Below are 3,781 nucleotides of genomic sequence, written 5' to 3' on the forward strand. Positions count from 1 at the left end.
TGTGGCCTGGCCCTCGCCCCCGTGGCAACCTACGCCGAGCCGGATAATGCGGTGCAAGCCACCAAATCCGTCCACCCAGCCATTCAGCAGGCTGACGCGCACCGGGAAAAAGAAGCCCGCCGCAAACGCTACCTGCTGTTTTTCCCCATCGCCGTGGTCGGCGTCACCGTGGCACTGATTGTGATTACCCGCCGCAAGTAAGCCTGCGACGGGAAACATCCATTTTCTCTCGACAGATCAGCGAAACCGACACGCTGCGCGGTCTCAGCGATACGTCACCGGCTCGGTAATGGCTGTACGCTGCCCGGCCTCCACCTCCTTGTGCACATTGACCATTGGGGCGAGCACCGCGTCGCGGCCGCGGATATAGCTCTGTTCTTCGACGACAGACAGGTAGGCCTTGTTCAACTCCAGTGCCCGGCGGGCTGAAGGCACCACCAGCGCGCTGATATCGCCCTTCAGTTGCGCCAACATGGCCGGTCTCAAGTTCCCGCCCTCATCGAAGAAACGCTCACGCACTTCCTGATTCGACCGGTACTCATCCGCCCCTCCCACCTGTTCCAGGTAAAACGCATACTCGCCCCGGCCATCTTGCCGCTGTGGCTCGGGAATACCCGCCAGGCTTTTCTGGCTCCAGTGATACCAGCCCCGCTGAAATCCCTGACCGGCATCCAGCTTTCTTTCCATGGTGTAGGTACTGTCAGCCAGCGCACCCACTGCCCCGTGGCACCCGGCGCAGGTAGCCAGTTCCTCATACGACTGAGGCCGCAGCGCGCCCTGGTCATCCTCGATGAAGCCACTGAAACGCCAGCCGCGACGATTACCCACCCCGCGCTCTATATCACCGATGACAGGCTCCATGCGGTCAGGAAAATCATGCGCATCCTTGAGCTCATCGTCCGCCAGCTCCCGGTGCTGAAAATATGTCAGCCAGCGCGTTTTACGGCTGTAGCGCAGCTCCTTCATTCGCGGCGCCATCACCACTTCGCCATCATCGGCAATATCCAGATAGCGCACGCTATGTACAAACTCGGTACCCAGCGGATAAGCTCCTGCTGACAGTGGCGCCGCCCCCTGTTGCTGGGCCACCCTGGCCAGCCCCACATACTGCATGTCACGCCCCTCAAGGGGAGCCCAGTCGAATACCACTTCAGTAGCACGATCCAACACACCGTTGCGATTCAGGTCGACCCCGTAATCAGCTTCCTCTACCGCCTCTATCGCCACATCCTCACGCTTGATCAGCGACTCCACGATCGCCAGGTTGAGACGGTAAACCCGTATGTCGGGCTCGCCTTTTTCATTCTGGCGGTATGGAGAATCCAGACGAATCAGCACATCATCCGCAGAACCATTAGTGGGGAAAAATGTGCCCGGAAACGGCGTATACGCCAAAGCACGCCACCCCGTCAGCTTGCCTTGCGCATCGCGGTCAAAACCCTGCTCATCAAAGCGGTAGGCCACGTCAGGCACGTAACCATCCCAGCGGCCATTACCATCACCATCCCAATGCGCAGGCAGTTTTCCGGTCAGGGTTTTGGCCAGTTGCACCACGCCCCCGGACTGATAATTATCGGTTCGCACATAAGCCAGAATCGCCTCATCACTGATCGCCTCACGCTCTTCGCTGCGATCCACGAAAAGATTATCCCAACGATTAACCGTGGCAGGCCGGGCAAAATCGTAGGCCAGCTGCAGATCAAGATCGTTGGTGAAATTCGGTTCTTTACTGGCGGTATGACAGACATAACAGGGGTTACTCACCATCCCCTTGGCATCTTCGGTTTTGGTATAACACTGTGCAGGAATCGTTGCCGATGGATTGGACAAATACAGGCGCCCCAGATTATCCCCCTGCGACGCATCAGATTGGTCACAACCACTCAGCTGCCATACCGAAACAGACATACCCAAAATAAAAAAAATATTTTTCATAGCAGCAAAAGGCCGGGGATAACCCCGGCCCTCCTCGTTACCGTGATTAATTTCAATCCATGGCCGGGAACGGACCGACATACCCGGTGTAGGCACGGTGGTCCAATGAGCCATCCGGGATCTTGCCGGAGTCAGATTCGCCATAGGGGTGCTGCACCACACTCATCAGGTAGGCGAAGCCATTCACGTTGGGGTACCAATAGGGAGAGGTGGTTTCCGATCCATAAGGGGTAGTCTGGATACGGGTCAGACCGGCGGAGAAATCCGTCGCATCCACCTCGTCAAGGTTCAGCGACCAGATCACATCATTCTGGTGCCCGGAACCGGTGTCCTCACCAATAATCAGCGTGTTGTAACCGGTGATAAAGGTCACATTATCCGGATTGGCCAGGCCGTTTGCGTCACAGGAGTAAGACGCAAACGGGCTGTCAGCCGAATAGCTGGCAGGCTGACCGGCAATCAAGCCTTTCATGTTCTGCGCCACGTAATCAGAGCCGATGCCGGCATCACTACCAACATCCAGTGCATACACACCACCGCAGCTGTTAGCTTCAGCAATACGAACATGATTGATCGTGGACAGATCGTTGGAAGAGTTATCTTCCATGCCACGCCCCACTTCACTCATCGCCACATAAAGCTTGCCGCCATCCGGGTCGAAGGTCACACCTTCTTCTTTACGAAACTCTGTGGTCGCCCCCATCAACGCAGCATAGCGGCGAGTCTCAAGACGGGATGCCGCCAACTCCATACCGGGCTTCACTTTCAGGCATTCCTTATTGCCATTGGATGCGGTGGCAGTGAAACCATCCGGACAATCCTCACCGGTCATGGCTGCGGTTTCGAACAGGTCATCGAATGCCGGCTCATCCGGGCTGGCGAATAGCGCTTCGATATCGCTGTTGCTGGCATGGCCCAGGCTGATCCATTCCAGATCCGCCTCACCGATACCCGCCGCCGATGTCTGGTTCCATTTGGCGGCATAGAGGTTGCCCGCACTCAGATCACCGGCGGTATCCGCAACAAACATGTAGAAGCCCACGTTGGTGCCATCATCTGTCATGTAGACGGTTTTTTCGTCGGGCATGACATAAGAAAGCTCAAAGGCCAGGCGGCCCATGGCGTAATGTTTGACAAGATCGCTGGTGGGCGCGCTGTCACCCTCGGCAGCCACGGTAATCTCGATATTCCAGCCCCACCAGTAAGGATTCATGGCCGTCAGATCACCCCCGAAGTAATCTGCCATCGGCTCATAGTAACCATCAATCTCACCGGTCACCGGGTCACGCTCGGAAGCATCCGGTTCGTACTCTTCGCTGGCCAGATGGGTATTCCAGGGGGTCACACTGGCAGCACAGTGCACCCAACCACCGTCCACACCGGACTGGTCGATTTGCCAGAGATCCTTGACGGAAAGATGGCCAGTCTGTTTGTTCTGATCCAGCTCCATCAGGAACATGGCGCCTGGGCGGGTTTCCATCTGGGAGACGGAGAACAAACGATCACCGATCGGCAACAGGGAGGTGTGCTCATTGGAATCGGTAACACTCAGCTTGCCGTCGTTGCCATAGAGCGGCTGCCCCATCTTGTCGACCAATTGGCCGAAGACCACATCCCCGTTTACCGCATCGCCGGAACGCAACAGGGTATGGAAACCGATCTCGTAGGTCTCACCATCCACCTCAACGGAAGGAGACGCCAGGATCTGACGCTTTTCCAGATCCGTTTCCGGGGCTTTCACCGCCGTGAAGGAAAGGGTTTTTCCAGCCGGGTCGCCAGGTGCAACAGGGTCATTAGAATCACTGTCGCCACCACAGGCAGCAAGCAGAAGAGCAGTTAACGTTAC

At 56.9% G+C, this 3,781-nt stretch carries 3 protein-coding genes; 1 reads left to right on the forward strand and 2 read right to left on the reverse strand.

The genetic code is table 11. From position 1 onward, the window contains the following. On the forward strand, positions 1-201 hold a 201-nt coding region (locus A3754_RS27805; protein ID WP_063520564.1), incomplete at its 5' end, for a hypothetical protein. Positions 202-264: 63 nt separating this feature from the next. Here the strand turns inward: A3754_RS27805 and A3754_RS16435 are convergent. Further along, positions 265-1,935 (reverse strand): hypothetical protein, encoded by a 1,671-nt coding sequence (locus A3754_RS16435; RefSeq protein WP_063520565.1) that lies wholly within the window; start codon positions 1,933-1,935, stop codon positions 265-267. A 52-nt stretch (positions 1,936-1,987) separates the two neighbouring features. Beyond that, positions 1,988-3,781 (reverse strand): PhoX family phosphatase (locus tag A3754_RS16440; protein WP_156497035.1); only part of this gene is annotated, 1,794 nt, incomplete at its 5' end.

It is taken from the genome of Alcanivorax sp. HI0083 (assembly GCF_001635175.1).

Bases quoted from the DNA above. Each gene is read 5' to 3' on its own strand.
- A3754_RS16435 (WP_063520565.1), bottom strand. From the start codon at position 1,935: ATGAAAAATATTTTTTTTATTTTGGGTATGTCTGTTTCGGTATGGCAG.